The sequence below is a fragment of the Variovorax soli NBRC 106424 genome (assembly GCF_001591385.1).
Taxonomy (GTDB): domain Bacteria; phylum Pseudomonadota; class Gammaproteobacteria; order Burkholderiales; family Burkholderiaceae_C; genus Variovorax; species Variovorax soli.
Genome location: NZ_BCUU01000024.1, coordinates 1 through 18,018 on the forward strand (window position 1 = coordinate 1; position 18,018 = coordinate 18,018).

Genomic DNA, 18,018 nt, shown 5'->3' on the forward strand with positions numbered 1-18,018 from the left:
GCGGCATCGCCCGCCGTGCCGGCTTCAGCTGCTGCGCCGACCGCGGCACCGGCCAGCCCTGCCACCGCATCCGCAACGCCCGATGCGAGCACGGCGGGCGAGACCATCGTCTTCAACGCGAAGAGCGAGTCCTGGATCTCGGTGACCGAGGCGGGCGGCAAGCAGTTGCTCTACCGCGTCGTCCAGCCGGGCGAGACCGTGGGCCTGAGCGGCAACCTGCCGCTGTCCGTGGTGGTCGGCCGCGCCGCCGGCGTGGATGTGCAGGTGCGCGGCAAGGCCTTCGACCTGGCGCCGTTCACCCGCGGCGGCACCGTGGCACGCTTCGAGATCAAGCCATGACCAAGACAACGCCTGAATCCGCCTGCCTGCCGATCGAGCCGGCCGCGCCGCGCCCGCGCCGTTCGCGCCAGTCGCAGGTGGCGTGGGGTTCGCGCATCGTCACCGTGGGCGGCAATGCGCCGGTGCGCATCCAGTCCATGACCAACACCGACACGGTGGATGCCATCGGCACCGCCATCCAGGTGAAGGAACTGGCCGCCGCCGGCTCGGAGATGGTGCGCATCACCGTCAACACGCCCGAGGCCGCCGCGCAGGTGCCTTACATCCGCGAGCAGCTCGACCGCATGGGCGTGGACGTGCCGCTGATCGGCGACTTCCACTACAACGGCCATCGCCTGCTGACCGAGTTTCCCGATTGCGCGCAGGCGCTGTCCAAGTACCGCATCAACCCCGGCAACGTGGGCAAGGGCGACAAGAAGGACAAGCAGTTCGGCCAGATGATCGAGGCCGCAATGCGCTGGAACAAGCCGGTGCGCATTGGCGTGAACTGGGGCAGCCTCGACCAGGAACTGCTGGCCGGCCTGATGGACGAGAACAGCCGGCGCGCGCAGCCGTGGGATGCCAAGCAGGTCATGTACGAGGCCCTGGTCAGCTCGGCCATCGGCTCGGCCCGGCTGGCCGAGTCCATGGGCATGAACGGCGACCAGATCGTGCTCAGCTGCAAGGTCAGCGGTGTGCAGGACCTCATTTCCGTCTATCGCGAGCTGGCGCGCCGCTGCGACTACGCGCTGCACCTGGGCCTGACCGAGGCGGGCATGGGCACCAAGGGCACGGTGGCATCCGCCACCGCCTTGTCCATCCTGCTGCAGGAAGGCATCGGCGACACCATCCGCGTGTCGCTCACGCCGCAGCCGGGCGAGTCGCGCACGCAGGAGGTGGTGATTGCCTCCGAGATCCTGCAGGCCCTGGGCATGCGGGTGTTCGTGCCCAGCGTCACGGCCTGCCCGGGCTGCGGGCGCACCACCAGCACCACCTTCCAGGAACTGGCCAAGCAGATCGACGACTACCTGCGCATGCAGATGCCGGTCTGGCGCCAGAAGTACCCGGGCGTGGAGACGATGAAGGTGGCCGTGATGGGCTGCATCGTCAACGGCCCCGGCGAGAGCAAGCATGCCGACATCGGCATCAGCCTGCCGGGCACCGGCGAGGCGCCCGCCGCGCCGGTGTTCATCGACGGCGAGAAGGCGCTCACCCTGCGCGGCGAGAACATCGCCAACGAATTCCATGCCCTGGTGGAACGCTACGTCGAGCAGCGTTTCGGCACCAGCAACAACAAGACGGTCGCGCAAACGGCCTGACCCAGAGAATGTCCCAGAACCAAGCTCCGGGCGCACAGGCGCCCGTTTTTCCTTCTTCCAAGCCGGCCAAGGTCGAGAAGCTCACCGGCGTGAAAGGCATGAACGACCTGCTGCCGCCAGAGTCGGCGCGCTGGGAGTGGCTCGAAGCCACGGTGCGCGAGCAGATGGCGCGCTTCGCCTTCCGCGACATTCGCACGCCCATCCTGGAGCACACGGCGCTGTTCGTGCGCGGCATCGGCGAGGTGACCGACATCGTCGAGAAGGAGATGTATTCCTTCGAAGACCGCTCGGACAAGCACGGCCAGGCCGAGCACCTGACCATGCGCCCGGAGGGCACGGCCGCCGTGGCGCGCGCGGTGATCGAGAACAACCTGCTGTACGACGGCGGCAAGCGCCTGTTCTACATGGGCCCCATGTTCCGCCGCGAGAAGCCGCAGCGCGGGCGCTACCGCCAGTTCCACCAGGTGGGCGTTGAATCCCTGGGCTTTGCCGGCCCCGAGGCCGATGCCGAGGTGATCCTGCTGGCGGCATCGCTGTGGAAGGCCATCGGCCTGACCGATGTGCGGCTGGAGCTCAACAGCCTGGGCCAGCCGCCCGAGCGCGCGCAGCACCGCGCCCAGCTCATCGCCCACTTCGAGCAGCACGCCGACAAGCTCGACGAAGAGGCGCGCCGCCGCCTGCACACCAACCCGCTGCGCATCCTGGACACCAAGAACCCGGCGATGCGCGAGGTGGTCGAGTCGGCCCCGCGCCTGCTGGACTTCCTCGGGCCCGAATCGCTGGCGCACTTCGAGGGCCTCAAGGCCATCCTCGACGCCAACGGCATCGCCTACACCATCAACCCGCGCCTGGTGCGCGGGCTGGATTACTACAACCTCACCGCCTTCGAGTTCGTGACCGACCGCCTGGGCTCGCAGGGCACGGTGTGCGGGGGCGGGCGCTACGACGACCTGTTCGTGCAGATCGGTGGCAAGCCGACGCCGGCCGTGGGCTGGGCGCTGGGCGTGGAGCGGGTGCTCGAGCTGCTGAAGGAGCAGGGCGCGCAGGCCCCGCTGCCGGTGCCGCACGCCTATGCCGTGGTGCCCGACGCCGCGTCCATGCCGGTGGTGCTGCGCACCCTGCAGCAGCTGCGCGACGCCGGCGTGCGCGTGCAGATGCATGCCAGCACGGCCGACGGCCTGGGCAGCTTCAAGTCGCAGTTCAAGAAGGCCGATGCCAGCGGCGCGGCCTTTGCGCTGGTGTTCGGCTCGGACGAGCTGGCCCGCGGCGAAGTGGGCCTGAAGTCGCTGCGCGACGGCAAGGGCGAGCAGCGCGCGCATCCGCTGGCGGAACTTGCCGCACTGGCGGCCCACCTACAATCCTCGGCTCCCAAGGACTGATACACCGAATGGCTACCCATCTCGATCTCGAAGAACAGGAACAGCTCGACCAGCTCAAGCATTTCTGGAACACCTACGGCACGTTGATCACCACGGTCGTGGTGGTGCTGGCCCTGGCCTTCGCCGGCTGGAACGGCTGGCAGTACTGGCAGCGCAACAAGGCGGCCGGTGCCGCGGCGCTCTACGACGAATTGCAGCGCGGCGCCGAGGCCGGCGACATGACGCGCGTCGAGCGCGCCCTGGCCGACATGAAGGACAAGTTCGGCAGCACCGCGTACGCGCAGCAGGCCGGATTGCTCGCCGCCAAGGCGCTGCACGACAAGGGCAATGCCGAGGCATCCCGCGCGGCGCTGGCCTGGGTGGCCGACAAGGCCGTCGACCCCGGCTACCAGGCCATCGCACGGCTGCGCCTGGCGGGCGAGCTGATGGACGGCAAGTCCTACGACGAGGCGCTCAAGCAACTGGCCGCGCCGGTGCCCAAGGAATTCGAGGCGCTGGTGGCCGACCGCAAGGGCGACATCTACCTGGCCCAGGGCAAGCGCGAGGAGGCCAAGGCGGCCTATCAGCAAGCCTGGAACGGCTTCGAGCTGGGATCCGACTACCGCCGCCTGGTGGAAATCAAGCTCAATGCCGTGGGCGTCGATCCGCAGTCGCTCAAGGCGCCCGTGGCTTCGGCCAAGTAATCAAGAAGAACGATCTCAGGGTCTCGCAACATGAATCTCCAGCGTTTCGTGCCGGCCAGCGTGCGCATCATGCGCGGCGTGGCCCTGGCCGCGTCGATCGTCGCCCTGGCGGCTTGCGGCAGCTCCAAGCCCAAGCCGGCCGAACTGCCGCCCAAGGCCGAAGTGCTGGGCGTGCGCCTGGCCTGGAGCATCCAGGCGGCGCCCGTCGGCTTTGCGCTGGTGGCCAATGTCTCGGGCGATGTGGTCACGGTGGCCGGCAGCAACGGCACCGTGGTCGCCATCGACGCGCGCAACGGCAAGGAGATGTGGCGCGCCAAGGTCGACACACCCATCCTGGCCGGCGTGGGCAGCGATGGCACGATCGCCGCCGTTGTCACCAACGAGAACGAACTGGTCGCGCTGCAGAACGGCAAGGTGCTGTGGAAGCAGAAGCTCACGGCCGAAACCTTCACGCCGCCGCTGGTGGCCGGCCGCCGCATCTTCGTGCAGACCGCCGACCGCACCACCACCGCGTGGGACGGCCAGAGCGGTCGGCGCCTGTGGACCCAGACGCGCACCGGCGACAACCTGGTGCTCAAGCGCCCCGGCGTGATGCTGGCGGTTGGCGACACGCTGGTGGCCGGCGTGGGCGGGCGCCTGGTCGGCATGAACCCGGCCAACGGCTCGTCCCGCTGGGAGGCGCCCATCGCCTCGCCGCGCGGCACCAACGACGTCGAGCGCCTGGTGGACCTGACCGGCACGGTCAGCCGCCTCGACAACACGCTGTGTGCGCGTGCCTACATGGCCACCATCGGATGCGTGGACGCCAGCCGCGGCGTGCTGCTGTGGACCAAGACCGCCCAGGGCTCCGATGGCCTGAGCGGCGATGAGCGCGCGCTCTACGGCACCGAATCCAATGGCATCGTCACGGCCTGGCGCCGCAGCGACGGAGAACGCCTGTGGAGCGTCGATGCCTACAAATACCGCAGCCTGACCGCGCCCCTGGCGGTGGGCCGCACGCTGATCCTGGGTGAAGGCACCGGGCAGGTGCTGTTCCTCAATCGTGAAGACGGCTCGGCGGTGAACCGCGTGTCGCCGGACGGCTCGGCCATCGCGGCCGATCCGGTCCTGGCGGCCAACACCGTGGTGGTGGTCACCCGCAAGGGCGGGGTCTTCGGCTACCGCCCCGAGTGAGTCTTTGCTTGAAAGTTCGCGCATGAAACCGGTCATTGCACTGGTCGGTCGGCCCAATGTGGGCAAGTCGACGCTATTCAACCGCCTCACGCAGACGCGTGATGCGATCGTGGCCGACTTTGCCGGCCTCACGCGCGACCGCCACTACGGCAACGGCCGGGCCGGCAAGCACGAGTACATCGTCATCGATACCGGCGGCTTCGAGCCCGACGCGGGCAGCGGCATCTTCAAGGAGATGGCCAAGCAGACCCGCCAGGCCGTGGCCGAGGCGGACGTCGTGATCTTCGTGGTGGACGCACGCGACGGCATTTCCGCCCAGGACCACGACATTGCCAACGAACTGCGCCGGCTGGGCAAGCCCTGCCTGCTGGCGGCCAACAAGGCCGAGGGCATGAAGAGCAGCGCCAAGCTGGTCGACTTCTACGAACTGGGCTTTGGCGAGGTGCATGCCGTGTCGGCCGCGCACGGGCAGGGCATCCGCGACCTGATCGACCTGGCGCTGGAGCCGCTCAATCTCCAGGAACCCGAGGAAGACGACGAGGAAGACGACGCCACCCGGCCGATCCGCCTGGCGGTGGCCGGCCGGCCCAACGTGGGCAAGTCGACCCTCATCAACACCTGGCTGGGCGAGGAGCGCCTGGTGGCCTTCGACCTGGCAGGCACCACGCGCGACGCGATCTCGGTGCCCTTCGAGCGCAACGGCCAGCGCTTCGAGTTGATCGACACCGCCGGCCTGCGCCGCAAGGGCAAGGTGTTCGAGGCCATCGAGAAATTCTCGGTGGTCAAGACGCTGCAGGCCATCGAGTCGGCCAACGTGGTGCTCCTGCTGCTGGACGCCACCCAGGGCGTGACCGACCAGGACGCCCACATCGCCGGCTACATCCTGGAAAGCGGGCGTGCGGTGGTGCTGGCCATCAACAAGTGGGACGCGGTGGACAGCTACCAGCGCGAGCAGCTGCACCGCCAGATCGAGACCCGGCTGGCCTTCCTCAAGTTCGCCTCGCTGCATTTCATCTCGGCCACCAAGCGCCAGGGGCTGGGCCCGCTGTGGCAGTCCATCGCCCAGGCCCACAAGGGCGCCACGCGCAAGATGTCGACGCCAGTGCTGACCCGCGTGCTGCAGGAGGCCGTCCAGTTCCAGACGCCCAAGAAGAGCGGCATGTTCCGCCCCAAGATGCGCTATGCGCACCAGGGCGGCATGAACCCGCCCGTAATCGTGATCCACGGCAATTCGCTGGAGCACGTCACCGATGCTTACAAGCGCTTTCTCGAGGGGCGCTTCCGCAAGGAGTTCGACCTGGTCGGCACGCCCTTGCGGATCGAGTTCAAGACCTCGCACAATCCGTACGCTGACAAGGACGAGTAGGGCAGGGGCGCCTGCGAGCGCGCGGCGGGCGGAAGGTTCCGCAGCCCGAGTGCCTTTATTTTTCCAAGGCCATTGGCTTGCCGTGCTGCGGTGCGGAAGCCGTGTGTTAAGGTTAGCTATCCAACAACAACCTCTTGAACACGGAGAATATCGTGAGCAACAAAGGGCAGCTTCTTCAAGACCCATTCCTGAACACCCTGCGCCGTGAGCACGTGCCGGTGTCGATCTATCTGGTCAACGGCATCAAGCTGCAAGGCCAGATCGAGTCCTTCGACCAGTACGTCGTCCTCCTGCGCAACACGGTGACCCAGATGGTCTACAAGCACGCAATCTCCACCATCGTGCCGGGACGCGCGGTCAACTTCTCGACCAACGAGAGCGACGACGCGGCCTCCTGACCGGCACGGCGCGGCCCCCTCTGACCAGGGCGCCGCGTTTCCTGAACGGTCTTACTCCGCTTGTCTGAACACACCCCTCAACAACAAGAAGGCGCCGCAGTACTCGTCGGCGTCGATTTCGGTCTCCCTCATTTCGACAGCGAGCTCGAAGAACTCGGCTTGCTCGCCCAGACCGCCGGCCTCACGCCGGTGGAGCGCCTCACCTGCAAACGCAAGGCACCCGATGCCGCGTTGTTCGTGGGCAGCGGCAAGGCGGACGAAATACGCGAACTGGCGCAGATGCATGGCGCCAGCGAAGTCATCTTCGACCAGGCCCTGAGCCCGGCCCAGCAGCGCAACCTCGAGCGGGCCATTGGGCTGGCCGTCTACGACCGCACCTTCCTCATCCTGGAGATCTTCGCCCAGCGCGCGCGAAGCCACGAGGGCAAGCTCCAGGTCGAACTGGCCCGCCTGCAGTACCTGAGCACGCGGCTGGTGCGCCGGTGGTCCCACCTGGAACGCCAGACCGGCGGCTTCGGCCTGCGCGGCGGCCCGGGCGAAAAGCAGATCGAACTGGACCGCCGGATGATCGGCGAGGCCATCAAGCGCACCCGCGAGCGCCTGGCCAAGGTGCAGCGCCAGCGCGGCACGCAGCGCCGCCAGCGCGAGCGGCGCGGCGCCTTCAAGATCTCGCTGGTGGGCTACACCAACGCCGGCAAGTCCTCGCTCTTCAATGCCATGGTGAAAGCGCGGGCCTACGCGGCCGACCAGCTGTTCGCCACGCTGGACACCACCACCCGCCATCTCTACCTGGGCGAGGGCGCGGGGCAGGCCTCCATCTCCGACACCGTGGGTTTCATTCGCGAGCTGCCGCACGGGCTGGTCGATGCCTTCAAGGCCACGCTGCAGGAGGCGGTGGATGCCGACCTGCTGCTGCACGTGGTCGATGCCGCCAACCCCCACCATCCCGAGCAGATGGCCGAGGTGCAGAACGTGCTGGAGGAGATCGGTGCCGGCAGCATCCCGCAACTGCTGGTGTTCAACAAGCTCGACGCCATCGAGGCCCCGCAGCGGCCGCTGCGCCTGGCGGACACGGTGGAAGTCGACGGCACCCAGGTTGACCGCGTCTTCCTCAGCGCCCGCACCGGCGAAGGGCTGCCGGCGCTGCGCGAGGAGCTGGCGCGCCGCTCCGAGGCCAGCGTGCAGCAGATGTCCCTTGCGGACACTGCGCCTTTGCATGGGGCCGTGCATTGATTGGCACAATCGGCGCCACTGAATTTCCATGAGAAGAAAAGAAAGCGAATGATTGCTAAGCCACTGTGGAGTCGATTCCGCGGCATGTTCAATCTGAACGACGGCCGCTGGGGGCGCGGTGAGGATGGAGGATCCGAAGGCGATCGTCCCAACGGCCAGCGTCCCGACGAGCCCTCGGGCCGCCCGCCCGCACCGCCGGAACGCCCCCGTGGCCAGGGCCCCAACCAGGGTCCGCCCGACCTGGACGAACTCTGGCGCGATTTCAACCGCAAGCTCGGTGGCCTGTTCGGCGGCCGGGGCGGCGGCCAGTCGCCCCTGGGCGGCAACGGCGGCAATGGCGGCAACGGCAGCTACAAGCCGGACATGAAGAACGCCGGCTTCGGCCTGGGCCTGGTGGCCGTGGTGGCCCTGCTGATCTGGCTGGGCACGGGCTTCTTCATCGTGCAGGAAGGCTCGCAGGCGGTCATCACCCAGTTCGGCCGCTACAAGTCGACCGTGGGCGCAGGCTTCAACTGGCGCCTGCCGTACCCGATCCAGCGCCACGAGATGGTGGTGGTGACGCAGATCCGCTCGGCGGACGTGGGCCGCGACTCCATCGTGCGTTCCACCGGCCTGCGCGAGTCGGCCATGCTCACCGAGGACGAGAACATCGTCGAGATCAAGTTCGCCGTGCAATACCGCCTGAGCGATGCGCGTGCCTACCTGTACGAGAGCAAGGCCCCCGCCGAAGCCGTGATCCAGGTGGCCGAGACGGCCGTGCGCGAAGTGGTGGGCAAGATGAAGATGGACGCGGCGCTGGCCGAGGAGCGCGACCAGATCGCCCCGCGCGTGCGCACCCTCATGCAGACCATCCTCGACCGCTACAAGGTGGGCGTGGAAGTGGTGGGCATCAACCTGCAGCAGGGCGGCGTGCGTCCGCCCGAGCAGGTGCAGGCGGCCTTCGACGACGTGCTCAAGGCCGGCCAGGAGCGCGAGCGCGCCAAGAACGAGGCCCAGGCCTACGCCAACGACGTGGTGCCGCGCGCCACCGGTACCGCGTCGCGCCTGAAGGAAGAGTCCGAAGCCTACAAGGCCCGCATCGTGGCGCAGGCCCAGGGTGACGGCCAGCGCTTCGGCCAGGTGCTGGCCGAGTACCAGAAGGCGCCGCAGGTCACGCGCGACCGCATGTACGTGGACGCCATGCAGCAGATCTACAGCAACACCACCAAGGTGCTGGTCGATTCCAAGCAAGGCTCCAACCTGCTGTACCTGCCGCTGGACAAGCTGATGCAGATGACGGGCACCAACGCCAACGTGGGCGCGCCGGCCGATGCGCCCCCGGCCAGCGTGGCCGGTGCCACGCCGCCCCAGAGCTCCCTGGTGGCGCCGGGCGGCGACCCGCGCGCCCGCGACGGCCGCTCGCGCGACCGGGACGTGCGTTGAAGGCCCGCAGCACCAGAAGAAGAAAAGCCTGACATGAACAGAATCGGATTCATTGCCACCTCCTTCCTCATCGCGCTGGTCGTGCTGAGCTCGACCCTCTTCGTGGTCGACCAGCGCCAGTTCGGCGTGGTCTACGCCCTGGGCCAGATCAAGGAAGTCATCACCGAGCCCGGCCTCAACTGGAAGCTGCCGCCGCCGTTCCAGAATGTGTCGTACATCGACAAGCGCCTGCTCACCCTGGCCAGCGTGGACCCCGAGCCCATGCTCACTGCCGAGAAGCAGCGCGTGGTCATCGACTGGTACGTGCGCTGGCGCATCACCGATCCGCAGGCCTACATCCGCAACGTCGGCCTGGACGAGAACGCGGGCGCCAACCAGCTCAACCGGGTGATGCGCAACGCCTTCCAGGAGAACATCAACAAGCGCACCGTGCGCGACCTGATCTCGGTGCGCCGCGAGGCCCTGATGGCCGACGTGCAGCGCGAGGTGCTGGAAGTGGTCAAGGGCAGCAAGCCCTGGGGCATCGACGTGGTGGACGTGCGCATCACCCGCGTGGACTATGTCGAGGCCATCACCGAATCGGTCTACCGCCGCATGGAGGCCGAGCGCAAGCGCGTGGCCAACGAGCTGCGCTCCACCGGCATTGCCGAAGGCGAGAAGATCCGCGCGGACGCCGACCGCCAGCGCGAGGTGATCGTGGCCAACGCCTATCGCGATGCGCAGGCCATCAAGGGCCAGGGCGACGCCCAGGCTGCCGGCATCTATGCCGAGGCCTTCGGCCGCGACCCGCAGTTCGCGCAGTTCTATCGCAGCCTCGAGGCCTACAAGCAGAGCTTCAACAAGAAGGGCGACGTGATGGTGCTCGACCCGTCGGGCAGCGATTTCTTCCGCGCCATGCAGGGCCCGGGTGCGGCTGCGCCGCGTCGCTGACCCGGGCGGCCGGGGCCATCGCAGACCAGCGGCGGGCGGGGCGTGAGCAGCGAAGTCTTCTGGAGCGCGCTCGCGCTGGTCCTGGTCATCGAAGGGCTCCTGCCCTTCCTGTCGCCCGGCCGCTGGCGCCGCGGCTTTTCGCAGCTGCTGCAGTTGCGCGACGGGCAGCTGCGCTTCTTCGGCCTCTGCAGCATCGCCCTTGGATTGCTCCTTCTTTGGCTCGTTGGGTGAGGTGCGTGTAACGGGGCCTGTAAAATCCCTGTTTTAACAGCCTGGGACATTCGTTCCTTCGCCCCTGACATGTCTGCCTGGGTCCTCCCGGATCACATTGCCGATGTGCTGCCCTCGGAGGCACGCCACATCGAGGAACTCCGACGCCAACTCCTCGACACCGCCCGCGGCTACGGCTACGAGCTGGTGATGCCGCCGCTGCTGGAGCACCTGGAGTCGCTGCTGTCGGGCACCGGCGAGGCGCTCGACCTGCAGACCTTCAAGCTGGTCGACCAGCTGTCGGGCCGCTCCATGGGCCTGCGCGCCGACACCACGCCGCAGGTGGCCCGCATCGACGCCCACCTGCTCAACCGCCAGGGCGTGACCCGGCTTTGCTACTGCGGCCCGGTGCTGCACGCGCGGCCCGACCGCCCGCATGCCACCCGCGAGCCGCTGCAGTTCGGCGCCGAGATCTACGGCCATGCCGGCATCGAGGCCGATATCGAAAGCCTGCGCCTGGCGCTGGACTGCCTGCAGGCCGCCGGCATCCACGAGGGCGCCGTGGTCGACCTGGCCGACGCCCGCATCGAGCGTGCGCTGCTGGCTGGCGCCACGAACGACGCAGCGGTGGTGGCCCAAGTGCATGCGGCATTGGCCGCCAAGGACGCGAGCAGCCTGCGTGAACTGACCGCGGGCTTCCCGGCCGCCTCTCGCAACGGCCTGCAGGCGCTGGTGCAGCTCTTCGGCGATGCCAAGGTCCTGGACGAGGCGCAGAAGGCCCTGGCCGGCGTCCCCGGCATCGAGGATTCGCTGGCCCAACTGCGCAAGGTCGCGCACTACCTCCATGGCGCCAGCATCAGCTTCGACCTGGCCGACATGCGCGGCTATGCCTACTACAGCGGCATCCGCTTCGGCATCTACGTGCCCGGCGCGGCCGATGCGCTGGTGCGCGGCGGCCGCTACGACGAGGTGGGCGCCGTGTTCGGCCGCAACCGTCCTGCCGTCGGCTTCAGCCTCGACGTTCGCGAGCTGGTCGGCGTGCTGCCGGCCCGTCCGCTGCGCGCGGCCATCCGTGCGCCGTGGCGCGACGCTGCAGGCCTGCGCGACGCCATTGCCGCCTTGCGCGCCAAGGGCGAGACCGTGGTGTGTGTGCTGCCCGGCCACGACAGCGAGATCGACGAATTCCATTGCGACCGCGAGCTCGTCGAGCAGGGCGGCCAATGGAACGTGAAACCCATCTGAACAGCAAAGCAATTGGAATGAACATGAGCGCAACCACCGGAAGAAACGTGGTCGTCGTCGGCACCCAGTGGGGCGACGAGGGCAAGGGCAAGCTGGTCGACTGGCTGACCGAGAGCGCCCAGGGCGTGGTCCGCTTCCAGGGCGGCCACAACGCGGGCCACACGCTGGTCATCAACGGCGTGAAGACCGCGCTGCACCTCATTCCCAGCGGCATCATGCGCCCGGGCGTGAAGTGCTACATCGGCAACGGCGTGGTGCTGTCGGCGGCCAAGCTCATCGAAGAGATGGAAGGCCTGGAAAAGGCCGGCGTCGAGGTGCGTTCGCGCCTGCGCATCAGCGAGGCCTGCCCGCTGATCCTGCCGTTCCACGCCGCGCTGGACGTGGCGCGCGAAGCCTATCGCGAGAAGGGCGGCATCGAGAAGATCGGCACCACCGGCCGCGGCATCGGCCCGGCCTACGAAGACAAGATCGCCCGCCGCGCGCTGCGCGTGCAGGACCTGAAGCACCCCGAGCGCTTCGCCGCCAAGCTGCGCGTGCTGCTCGACCTGCACAACCACGTGCTGGTGGAAGTGCTGGGTGCGCAGGCGCTGGACTTCGACGCCGTCTACAACGAGGCCATGCGCCACGCCGAGGTCGTGCTGCCGATGGTGGCCGACGTCTCGCGCGAACTGAACGAGGCGCACCGCAACGGCGAAAACCTGCTGTTCGAAGGCGCGCAGGGCACGCTGCTGGACGTGGACCACGGCACCTACCCCTACGTCACCTCCAGCAACTGCGTGGCCGGCAATGCCGCCGCCGGCGCGGGCGTCGGCCCTGGCCTGCTGCACTACGTGCTGGGCATCACCAAGGCCTACTGCACCCGCGTGGGCGGCGGTCCGTTCCCCACCGAGCTCGACTGGGCGACGCCCGGCACCGTGGGTTACCACCTCTCCACCGTGGGTGCCGAGAAGGGCGTGACCACCGGGCGCAGCCGCCGCTGCGGCTGGTTCGACGCGGCGCTGCTCAAGCGCTCGGCGCAGGTCAACGGCCTGTCGGGCCTGTGCATCACCAAGCTGGACGTGCTGGACGGCCTGAAGGAGCTGCAGCTGTGCACCGGCTACATGCTCGACGGCGAATACACCGACATCCTGCCCCTGGGCGCTGACGAGATCGAGCGCTGCACGCCCGTGTACGAAACGCTGGAAGGCTGGAGCGACAGCACCGTGGGCGTCACCCAGTACGACAAGCTGCCCGTGAATGCGCGCCTGTACCTGCAGCGCATCGAGCAGGTGACCGGTGTGCCGATCCACGTGGTGTCCACCAGCCCGGACCGGGATCACACCATCATGATGCGCCACCCCTTCCTGGCAGACTGACTTTTCTCAAACTTCGCTCGCAACCACCACCGGAGCCCCACCAACATGTTGACCGAAGACGGCAAGCACCTCTACGTTAGCTACGACGAATACCACAACCTGATCGAGAAGCTGGCGATCAAGGTGCACCAGTCCGGCTGGGAGTTCGACAACATCCTGTGCCTGGCCCGCGGCGGCATGCGCCCGGGCGACGTGCTCTCGCGCATCTTCGACAAGCCGCTGGCCATCATGTCCACCAGCTCGTACCGCGCCGAGGCCGGCACGGTGCAGGGCCACCTGGACATTGCCCACTACATCACCACGCCCAAGGGCGAGATCGCCGGCCGCGTGCTGCTGGTGGACGACCTGGCCGACTCCGGCCACACGCTCAATGCGGTGGTCGAGTTGCTGCGCACCAAGTACAAGCCCATCACCGAGCTGCGCAGCGCGGTGCTGTGGACCAAGGGCCTGTCGAATTTCACGGCCGACTATTCGGTGGAATTCCTGCCGACCAACCCCTGGATCCACCAGCCCTTCGAGCACTACGACAACCTGCGTCCGCAGAAGCTGATCGAGAAGTGGTCGGTCTGACAGCATTCGGCGCCTGGCGCGCCGAGCGTTGAACCCAAGGCGCGGCGAGTCCGCGCCTTTTCTTTTTCTGCCCGCGCAGTTTTTCAGCAGTCGGGGTTCTCGTTGTAGCGGCGCTGCATTTCCTGCGGCGTGAGGTCCTCGATGTGGTGGCCGACGTTCCACCGGTGCCCGAAGGGATCGAAGAAGCTGCCCGATCGCTCGCCGTAGAACTGGTCGGCCAGGGGCATGTGGATGATCGCGCCTTCGGCCAGCGCGCGCTCCACCACGGCGTCCGCATCGTCCACATGCAGGTGGATGGTGACGGAGGTGCCGCCCACCGACTTGGGGCTGCGGATGCCGTACTCCGGAAACTCCTCGCACACCATCAGCGTGCTGCCGCCGAAGTCCAGTTCCACATGGCCGATGCGGCCGCCCGGCTCGGTGAGCCGGAATTTCTCGGTCATGCCGAAGACGCGCGTGTAGAAGTCGACGGCGGCCTGGCCGTCGTTGACGCAAATGTAGGGGTACATCTCTCGGGTTGCCATGTCGCGGGTCCTCTTGCAAAGCGGTGATGCGGCCATTGTCGGCAGGCCGGCCGGGCGCGTCTTGCAGAAAATTGAAGGGGTGTTTCAGCGCGGCACGTGCCGCGGCGTGCCGGCGCTCGCAACACGCCGCCATGCCTGCGGCGAGAGGCCGGCAATCTCGCCGAATTCGCGCGTCAGGTGCGATTGGTCGGAAAATCCGGCCTCGTCCGCAATGTCGGCCCAGCCGCGTTGCGCATCGCCGGCCAGATCGAGCACCCGGCCCAGCCGCTGCACGCGCGCATAGGCCTTGGGCGCCAGGCCCGTCGCGGCGCGGAAGAGGTCGATGAAGCGCCGATGGCTGTAGCCGCTGCGCTCGGCCAGCTCGCGCACGCGCAGCGTCCCCAGGCCCAGCGGTGCCAGCGACTGGGCCACGGCAGGGTGCAGGCCGTGGAAGCTGTCGCCCAGTCGCTGGAGCAGCAGCGATTCGAACAGGTCCAGGCGGGCTTCCAGGTTGCCGGCTTCCTGCAGGCGCTCCAGCGCGAGGCCGGCCTGCGCGCCCCACAGGTCGCCCAGCGGCGTGTGGCACCCGGCCAGGGCGTCTGCCGGGGCGCCCAGCAGCGGCAAGGCCGCGCCAGGCTGCAGCAGCACCCCGACCGATGCGCAGGGCTGCGACACGTCGCGCAGGTAGAAGCGTTCCCGCGGCCCGCCGACCAGGGCATGGCCGCCGGCGCTGTGTCCCGCCAGGTCGTGGTCGCCATCGAACAGGCGCAGCGGCGGACCCGAGAGGCGAAAGACCAGGTGCATGGCACCGGTGGGCAGCACATGCTCGCGGGCGCCGGGCCGCACGCAGTCGCCGGCTGCGGGCTCGCTCGCCCACAGCGCCTGCACGAAGGGGCGCAGGCGCACCAGCCGGGCGGGCGAACGCATCAGGTGCATGCCCCCAATTCTGCGCGCGAGCTAGCATCGGGCCATGAGCAAGCCCATCACCGACCTGATTCATCATCCCTACACGCCGCCCGAGCGCTTCGGGGCACCTCAGCCCGGGGTCTACAAGGCCTCGACCGTTTTCTTTGCCGACGTTGCCGCCATGCGCGCCCGCGACTGGCGCAGCAAGGCCGGCTACACCTATGGCCTGCACGGCACCCCCACCACCTTCATGCTGGAGGAGCGCCTGGCCGCGCTGGAAGGCGGCACCGAGTGCCTGCTGGCGCCCAGCGGGCTGGCCGCCATCTCGCTGGTGTCGCTGGCGCTGCTCAAGACCGGCGACGAGGTGCTGCTGCCCGACAACGTCTACGGTCCGAACAAGGCGCTGGCCGCGGGCGAGCTCGCCAACTTCGGGATCACGCACCGGCTGTACGATCCGATGAACCCGGGCGACCTGGCCGCCAAGCTGGGTGACAAGACCCGGCTGGTGTGGCTCGAAGCCGCGGGCTCGGTGACCATGGAGTTTCCGGACCTGCCTGCGCTGGTGCGCCTGTGCCGGGCGCGGGGCGTGGTCTGCGCGCTGGACAACACCTGGGGCACGGGCATCGCCTTCAACCCCTTCGACCTCGAAGGCGACGGGGAGGGCGTTGACATCTCGGCGCAGGCCCTCACCAAGTACCCCAGCGGCGGCGGCGACGTGCTGATGGGCAGCGTCATTACCCGGGACCCGGCCTTGCACCTGAAGCTCAAGCTGACGCACATGCGCCTGGGCCTGGGGGTGGGCGTGGACGACGTGCAGGAGGTGATGCGCTCCCTGCCCAGCATTGCCTTGCGCTACCGGGCCCACGACGAATGCGCCCGTGTGCTGGCCGGCTGGCTGTCGCGGCGCGACGAGATCGCCCAGGTCTTGCACCCGGCGCTGGAAGGCTCGCCCGGCCACGAGAACTGGCGCGCGCTGTGCGGTGCCGACGGCGCGGCTGCGGGCCTCTTCTCGGTGGTGTTCGACGCCCGCTATGGCACCGAGCAGGTCGATGCCTTCTGCGACGCGCTGCGGCTGTTCAAGCTGGGCTACTCGTGGGGCGGGCCGATCAGCCTGGTGGTGCCCTACGACATCGGCCTCATGCGCGACCCGAAGGTGGCGCAGTGGCCCCACAAGGGCACGCTGGTGCGCTTCTCGATCGGCCTGGAGGCGGTGGAAGACCTGCAGGCCGACCTGGAGCAGGCCCTGGCCACGCTTTCCGAGCCAGATTGAGCAACAGGCGGCCAGCCAAACGCGCTGGCCTTGAACCGTATCGCTTACATTGTGGTCATGCCGTTGCCCGTAACGGGAATTTCAAGGAGATGCTGTGGCTACACCGAATTACGGCTACGAGAAGCGCCAGAAGGAGCTTGCCAAGAAGAGGAAGAAGGAAGAGAAGCTGCGAGCCAAAGCGGATCGCAAGCTTGGCATCAGCAGCCCTGGCCTTGCTCCGGATGATCCCGAGACCGACGTGGCTTCGCTGGAGCACGATCCACCCACCGTTCCGGAGACCCCCACCAAGAACGGGTGAATCCGGCGGCGGTCAAAGAAGCTTCTTCAACTCCGGCCAGACGTTGTCCAGCATCCTTGGCTGCGCCACGGCAGCAGGGTGGATGCGGTCGGCCTGGAACAGCGCCGGCGCCTCCTGCGCATCGGCCACGCCCTTGAGCAGGAAGGGCACCAGCGCCGCCTTGTTGGCCGCGGCCACCGACTGGAACAAGGCCTCGAACTTGCGGGTGTAGTCGCCGCCGTAGTTGGGCGGCACCTGCATGCCCACCAGCAGCACCTTCGCGCCGGCCGCCTGCGCGGCGCGGGTCATCTGGTTCAGGTTGTCTTCCGTGCTCTTGAGCGGCAGGCCGCGCAGCGCATCGTTGCCGCCCAGCTCCAGGATCACATGCGTGGGCTTGTGCTGCGCGAGCAGGGCCGGCAGGCGCGAGCGGCCGCCCGAGGTGGTGTCGCCGCTGATGCTGGCGTTGACCACCGAGGCCGCGATGCGCTGGTCGGCCATGCGCTTTTCCAGCAGGGACACCCAGCCTTCGCCGCGCTTGAGGCCGTATTCGGCGCTGAGGGAATCGCCCACCACCAGGATCACCGCGCCGCGCTTGCCCGCCGCGCCGGGCGCTGCGGCCGCCGCTTGCTGCGCCTTGGATGAAAGGGGTAACCCCGCCAGCAGGGCGGCCATGGCGCCGGCCACGATAAAGTCGCGGCGTTCCACCTTCAGCCCAAGAACATTCATGTCGCCAAATCCTTCTGTCGCTGTGCGTTCGCCTGACGACGCAATTGTGGCCGTCGAGCATGTTTTCAAGTCGGTGTCCGATTCCACCGGCACCCTGGACATTCTGCAGGACATCCACTTCACGCTCGGCGCCCGCCAGACCGCCGCCATCGTGGGCGCTTCGGGCTCGGGCAAGAGCACGCTGCTGTCGATCATCGCCGGCCTGGATACACCCACGCGCGGCACGGTGCGCCTGGCGGGGCAGGACCTGTTCGCCATCGACGAGGACGAGCGCGCCGCCCTGCGCGCGCAGAAGGTGGGTTTCGTGTTCCAGAGCTTCCAGCTGCTGGGCAACCTCACCGCGCTCGAGAACGTGATGCTGCCGCTGGAGCTGGCGGGCCGCAAGGACGCGCGCAAGACCGCCGCCGACATGCTGGGCCGCGTCGGCCTCGGCCAGCGCCTGGGCCACTATCCGAAGGTGCTGTCGGGCGGCGAGCAGCAGCGCGTGGCGCTGGCCCGTGCCTTTGTCGTCCAGCCGGCGCTGCTGCTGGCCGACGAGCCCACCGGCAGCCTCGACTTCGCCACCGGCGAGCAGGTCATGCGGCTCATGTTCGACCTCAACCGCGAACTGGGCACCACGCTCGTGCTGGTCACGCACGACCGCAGCATCGCGGCGCAATGCGAGCACCGCGTGACCATCGAGGCCGGCCGCGTGGTGACCGGCGACGAAATCGAGGTTTGACGGCCCGTCGATAATCG

General features: G+C 68.2%; 20 protein-coding genes. 17 read left to right on the forward strand and 3 right to left on the reverse strand.

Annotation, left to right across the window (positions count from 1 at the left end; all coding sequences use genetic code 11):
- The 14 genes from VSO01S_RS09650 to VSO01S_RS09715 all read left to right on the forward strand — a co-directional run.
- Positions 1-339 (forward strand): DUF4115 domain-containing protein (locus VSO01S_RS09650; RefSeq protein WP_153305195.1); only part of this gene is annotated, 339 nt, incomplete at its 5' end.
- Entirely contained in the window at positions 336-1,637 is a 1,302-nt protein-coding gene (gene ispG, locus VSO01S_RS09655; RefSeq protein WP_068641773.1) for a flavodoxin-dependent (E)-4-hydroxy-3-methylbut-2-enyl-diphosphate synthase, read from the forward strand. The genes VSO01S_RS09650 and ispG, both read left to right, overlap by 4 nt.
- A gap of 8 nt (positions 1,638-1,645) precedes the next feature.
- Complete coding sequence (gene hisS, locus VSO01S_RS09660) at positions 1,646-3,016, forward strand: histidine--tRNA ligase (protein ID WP_084241777.1); 1,371 nt, start codon at positions 1,646-1,648, stop codon at positions 3,014-3,016.
- Positions 3,017-3,024: 8 nt separating this feature from the next.
- Positions 3,025-3,699 (forward strand): YfgM family protein, encoded by a 675-nt coding sequence (locus VSO01S_RS09665; protein ID WP_068641775.1) that lies wholly within the window; start codon positions 3,025-3,027, stop codon positions 3,697-3,699.
- Positions 3,700-3,729: 30 nt separating this feature from the next.
- Positions 3,730-4,872 (forward strand): outer membrane protein assembly factor BamB, encoded by a 1,143-nt coding sequence (bamB, locus tag VSO01S_RS09670; RefSeq protein ID WP_068641778.1) that lies wholly within the window; start codon positions 3,730-3,732, stop codon positions 4,870-4,872.
- Positions 4,873-4,894: 22 nt separating this feature from the next.
- Complete coding sequence (der, locus tag VSO01S_RS09675; RefSeq protein WP_068641779.1) at positions 4,895-6,238, forward strand: ribosome biogenesis GTPase Der; 1,344 nt, start codon at positions 4,895-4,897, stop codon at positions 6,236-6,238.
- 152 nt (positions 6,239-6,390) lie between these two features.
- Complete coding sequence (gene hfq / locus VSO01S_RS09680; RefSeq protein WP_068641863.1) at positions 6,391-6,636, forward strand: RNA chaperone Hfq; 246 nt, start codon at positions 6,391-6,393, stop codon at positions 6,634-6,636.
- A gap of 60 nt (positions 6,637-6,696) precedes the next feature.
- Positions 6,697-7,869, forward strand: a complete 1,173-nt coding sequence (gene hflX / locus VSO01S_RS09685) for a GTPase HflX (RefSeq protein ID WP_068641780.1) — start codon at positions 6,697-6,699, stop codon at positions 7,867-7,869.
- Positions 7,870-7,953: 84 nt separating this feature from the next.
- Positions 7,954-9,291 carry an FtsH protease activity modulator HflK gene (hflK, locus tag VSO01S_RS09690; RefSeq protein ID WP_068641782.1) on the forward strand — a complete coding sequence of 446 codons (1,338 nt, stop codon included), beginning with the start codon at positions 7,954-7,956 and terminating at the stop codon, positions 9,289-9,291.
- Between the two features lie 33 nt (positions 9,292-9,324).
- On the forward strand, positions 9,325-10,221 hold the full coding sequence (hflC, locus tag VSO01S_RS09695) for a protease modulator HflC (RefSeq protein ID WP_068641784.1): 897 nt from the start codon (positions 9,325-9,327) through the stop codon (positions 10,219-10,221).
- 42 nt (positions 10,222-10,263) lie between these two features.
- Positions 10,264-10,452: a DUF2065 domain-containing protein gene (locus tag VSO01S_RS09700; protein WP_068641786.1), complete on the forward strand. Its 189-nt coding sequence runs from the start codon at positions 10,264-10,266 to the stop codon at positions 10,450-10,452.
- A gap of 69 nt (positions 10,453-10,521) precedes the next feature.
- A complete protein-coding gene (locus VSO01S_RS09705; RefSeq protein WP_068641787.1) occupies positions 10,522-11,673 on the forward strand; it encodes an ATP phosphoribosyltransferase regulatory subunit in 1,152 nt (383 codons plus the stop codon).
- A gap of 23 nt (positions 11,674-11,696) precedes the next feature.
- Positions 11,697-13,028: an adenylosuccinate synthase gene (locus VSO01S_RS09710; RefSeq protein WP_068641864.1), complete on the forward strand. Its 1,332-nt coding sequence runs from the start codon at positions 11,697-11,699 to the stop codon at positions 13,026-13,028.
- 45 nt (positions 13,029-13,073) lie between these two features.
- Positions 13,074-13,598, forward strand: a complete 525-nt coding sequence (locus tag VSO01S_RS09715; RefSeq protein WP_068641788.1) for a phosphoribosyltransferase — start codon at positions 13,074-13,076, stop codon at positions 13,596-13,598.
- 83 nt (positions 13,599-13,681) lie between these two features.
- On the opposite strand, the gene VSO01S_RS09720 is transcribed toward VSO01S_RS09715, so the two are convergent.
- Both VSO01S_RS09720 and VSO01S_RS09725 read right to left on the reverse strand, forming a co-directional pair.
- Entirely contained in the window at positions 13,682-14,122 is a 441-nt protein-coding gene (locus VSO01S_RS09720) for a VOC family protein (protein ID WP_068641792.1), read from the reverse strand.
- 84 nt (positions 14,123-14,206) lie between these two features.
- Positions 14,207-15,037, reverse strand: a complete 831-nt coding sequence (locus tag VSO01S_RS09725; protein WP_068641793.1) for a helix-turn-helix domain-containing protein — start codon at positions 15,035-15,037, stop codon at positions 14,207-14,209.
- Between the two features lie 34 nt (positions 15,038-15,071).
- On the opposite strand from VSO01S_RS09725, the gene VSO01S_RS09730 reads away from it, so the two are divergent.
- Positions 15,072-16,277, forward strand: a complete 1,206-nt coding sequence (locus tag VSO01S_RS09730; protein ID WP_068641794.1) for a PLP-dependent transferase — start codon at positions 15,072-15,074, stop codon at positions 16,275-16,277.
- 94 nt (positions 16,278-16,371) lie between these two features.
- Positions 16,372-16,575: a hypothetical protein gene (locus VSO01S_RS09735; protein WP_068641795.1), complete on the forward strand. Its 204-nt coding sequence runs from the start codon at positions 16,372-16,374 to the stop codon at positions 16,573-16,575.
- Between the two features lie 12 nt (positions 16,576-16,587).
- Here VSO01S_RS09735 and VSO01S_RS09740 read toward each other — a convergent pair whose 3' ends face one another.
- On the reverse strand, positions 16,588-17,280 hold the full coding sequence (locus VSO01S_RS09740) for an arylesterase (protein WP_084241778.1): 693 nt from the start codon (positions 17,278-17,280) through the stop codon (positions 16,588-16,590).
- Here VSO01S_RS09740 and VSO01S_RS09745 point away from each other — a divergent pair.
- On the forward strand, positions 17,279-18,001 hold the full coding sequence (locus tag VSO01S_RS09745) for an ABC transporter ATP-binding protein (RefSeq protein WP_068641796.1): 723 nt from the start codon (positions 17,279-17,281) through the stop codon (positions 17,999-18,001). The two genes, VSO01S_RS09740 and VSO01S_RS09745, sit on opposite strands and share 2 nt — an antisense overlap.
- Positions 18,002-18,018: the final 17 nt, after the last annotated feature.

Excerpts from the sequence above, each read along its gene's own strand:
- VSO01S_RS09720 (WP_068641792.1), bottom strand. The coding sequence starts at position 14,122 with ATGGCAACCCGAGAGATGTACCCCTACATTTGCGTCAACGACGGCCAG.
- VSO01S_RS09710 (WP_068641864.1), top strand. The coding sequence starts at position 11,697 with ATGAGCGCAACCACCGGAAGAAACGTGGTCGTCGTCGGCACCCAGTGG.
- hflK (WP_068641782.1), top strand. The coding sequence starts at position 7,954 with ATGTTCAATCTGAACGACGGCCGCTGGGGGCGCGGTGAGGATGGAGGA.
- VSO01S_RS09665 (WP_068641775.1), top strand. The coding sequence starts at position 3,025 with ATGGCTACCCATCTCGATCTCGAAGAACAGGAACAGCTCGACCAGCTC.
- VSO01S_RS09730 (WP_068641794.1), top strand. The coding sequence starts at position 15,072 with ATGAGCAAGCCCATCACCGACCTGATTCATCATCCCTACACGCCGCCC.
- der (WP_068641779.1), top strand. The coding sequence starts at position 4,895 with ATGAAACCGGTCATTGCACTGGTCGGTCGGCCCAATGTGGGCAAGTCG.
- ispG (WP_068641773.1), top strand. The coding sequence starts at position 336 with ATGACCAAGACAACGCCTGAATCCGCCTGCCTGCCGATCGAGCCGGCC.
- VSO01S_RS09725 (WP_068641793.1), bottom strand. The coding sequence starts at position 15,037 with ATGCACCTGATGCGTTCGCCCGCCCGGCTGGTGCGCCTGCGCCCCTTC.
- hisS (WP_084241777.1), top strand. The coding sequence starts at position 1,646 with ATGTCCCAGAACCAAGCTCCGGGCGCACAGGCGCCCGTTTTTCCTTCT.
- VSO01S_RS09715 (WP_068641788.1), top strand. The coding sequence starts at position 13,074 with ATGTTGACCGAAGACGGCAAGCACCTCTACGTTAGCTACGACGAATAC.
- VSO01S_RS09705 (WP_068641787.1), top strand. The coding sequence starts at position 10,522 with ATGTCTGCCTGGGTCCTCCCGGATCACATTGCCGATGTGCTGCCCTCG.
- VSO01S_RS09740 (WP_084241778.1), bottom strand. The coding sequence starts at position 17,280 with ATGAATGTTCTTGGGCTGAAGGTGGAACGCCGCGACTTTATCGTGGCC.
- bamB (WP_068641778.1), top strand. The coding sequence starts at position 3,730 with ATGAATCTCCAGCGTTTCGTGCCGGCCAGCGTGCGCATCATGCGCGGC.
- VSO01S_RS09745 (WP_068641796.1), top strand. The coding sequence starts at position 17,279 with ATGTCGCCAAATCCTTCTGTCGCTGTGCGTTCGCCTGACGACGCAATT.
- hflC (WP_068641784.1), top strand. The coding sequence starts at position 9,325 with ATGAACAGAATCGGATTCATTGCCACCTCCTTCCTCATCGCGCTGGTC.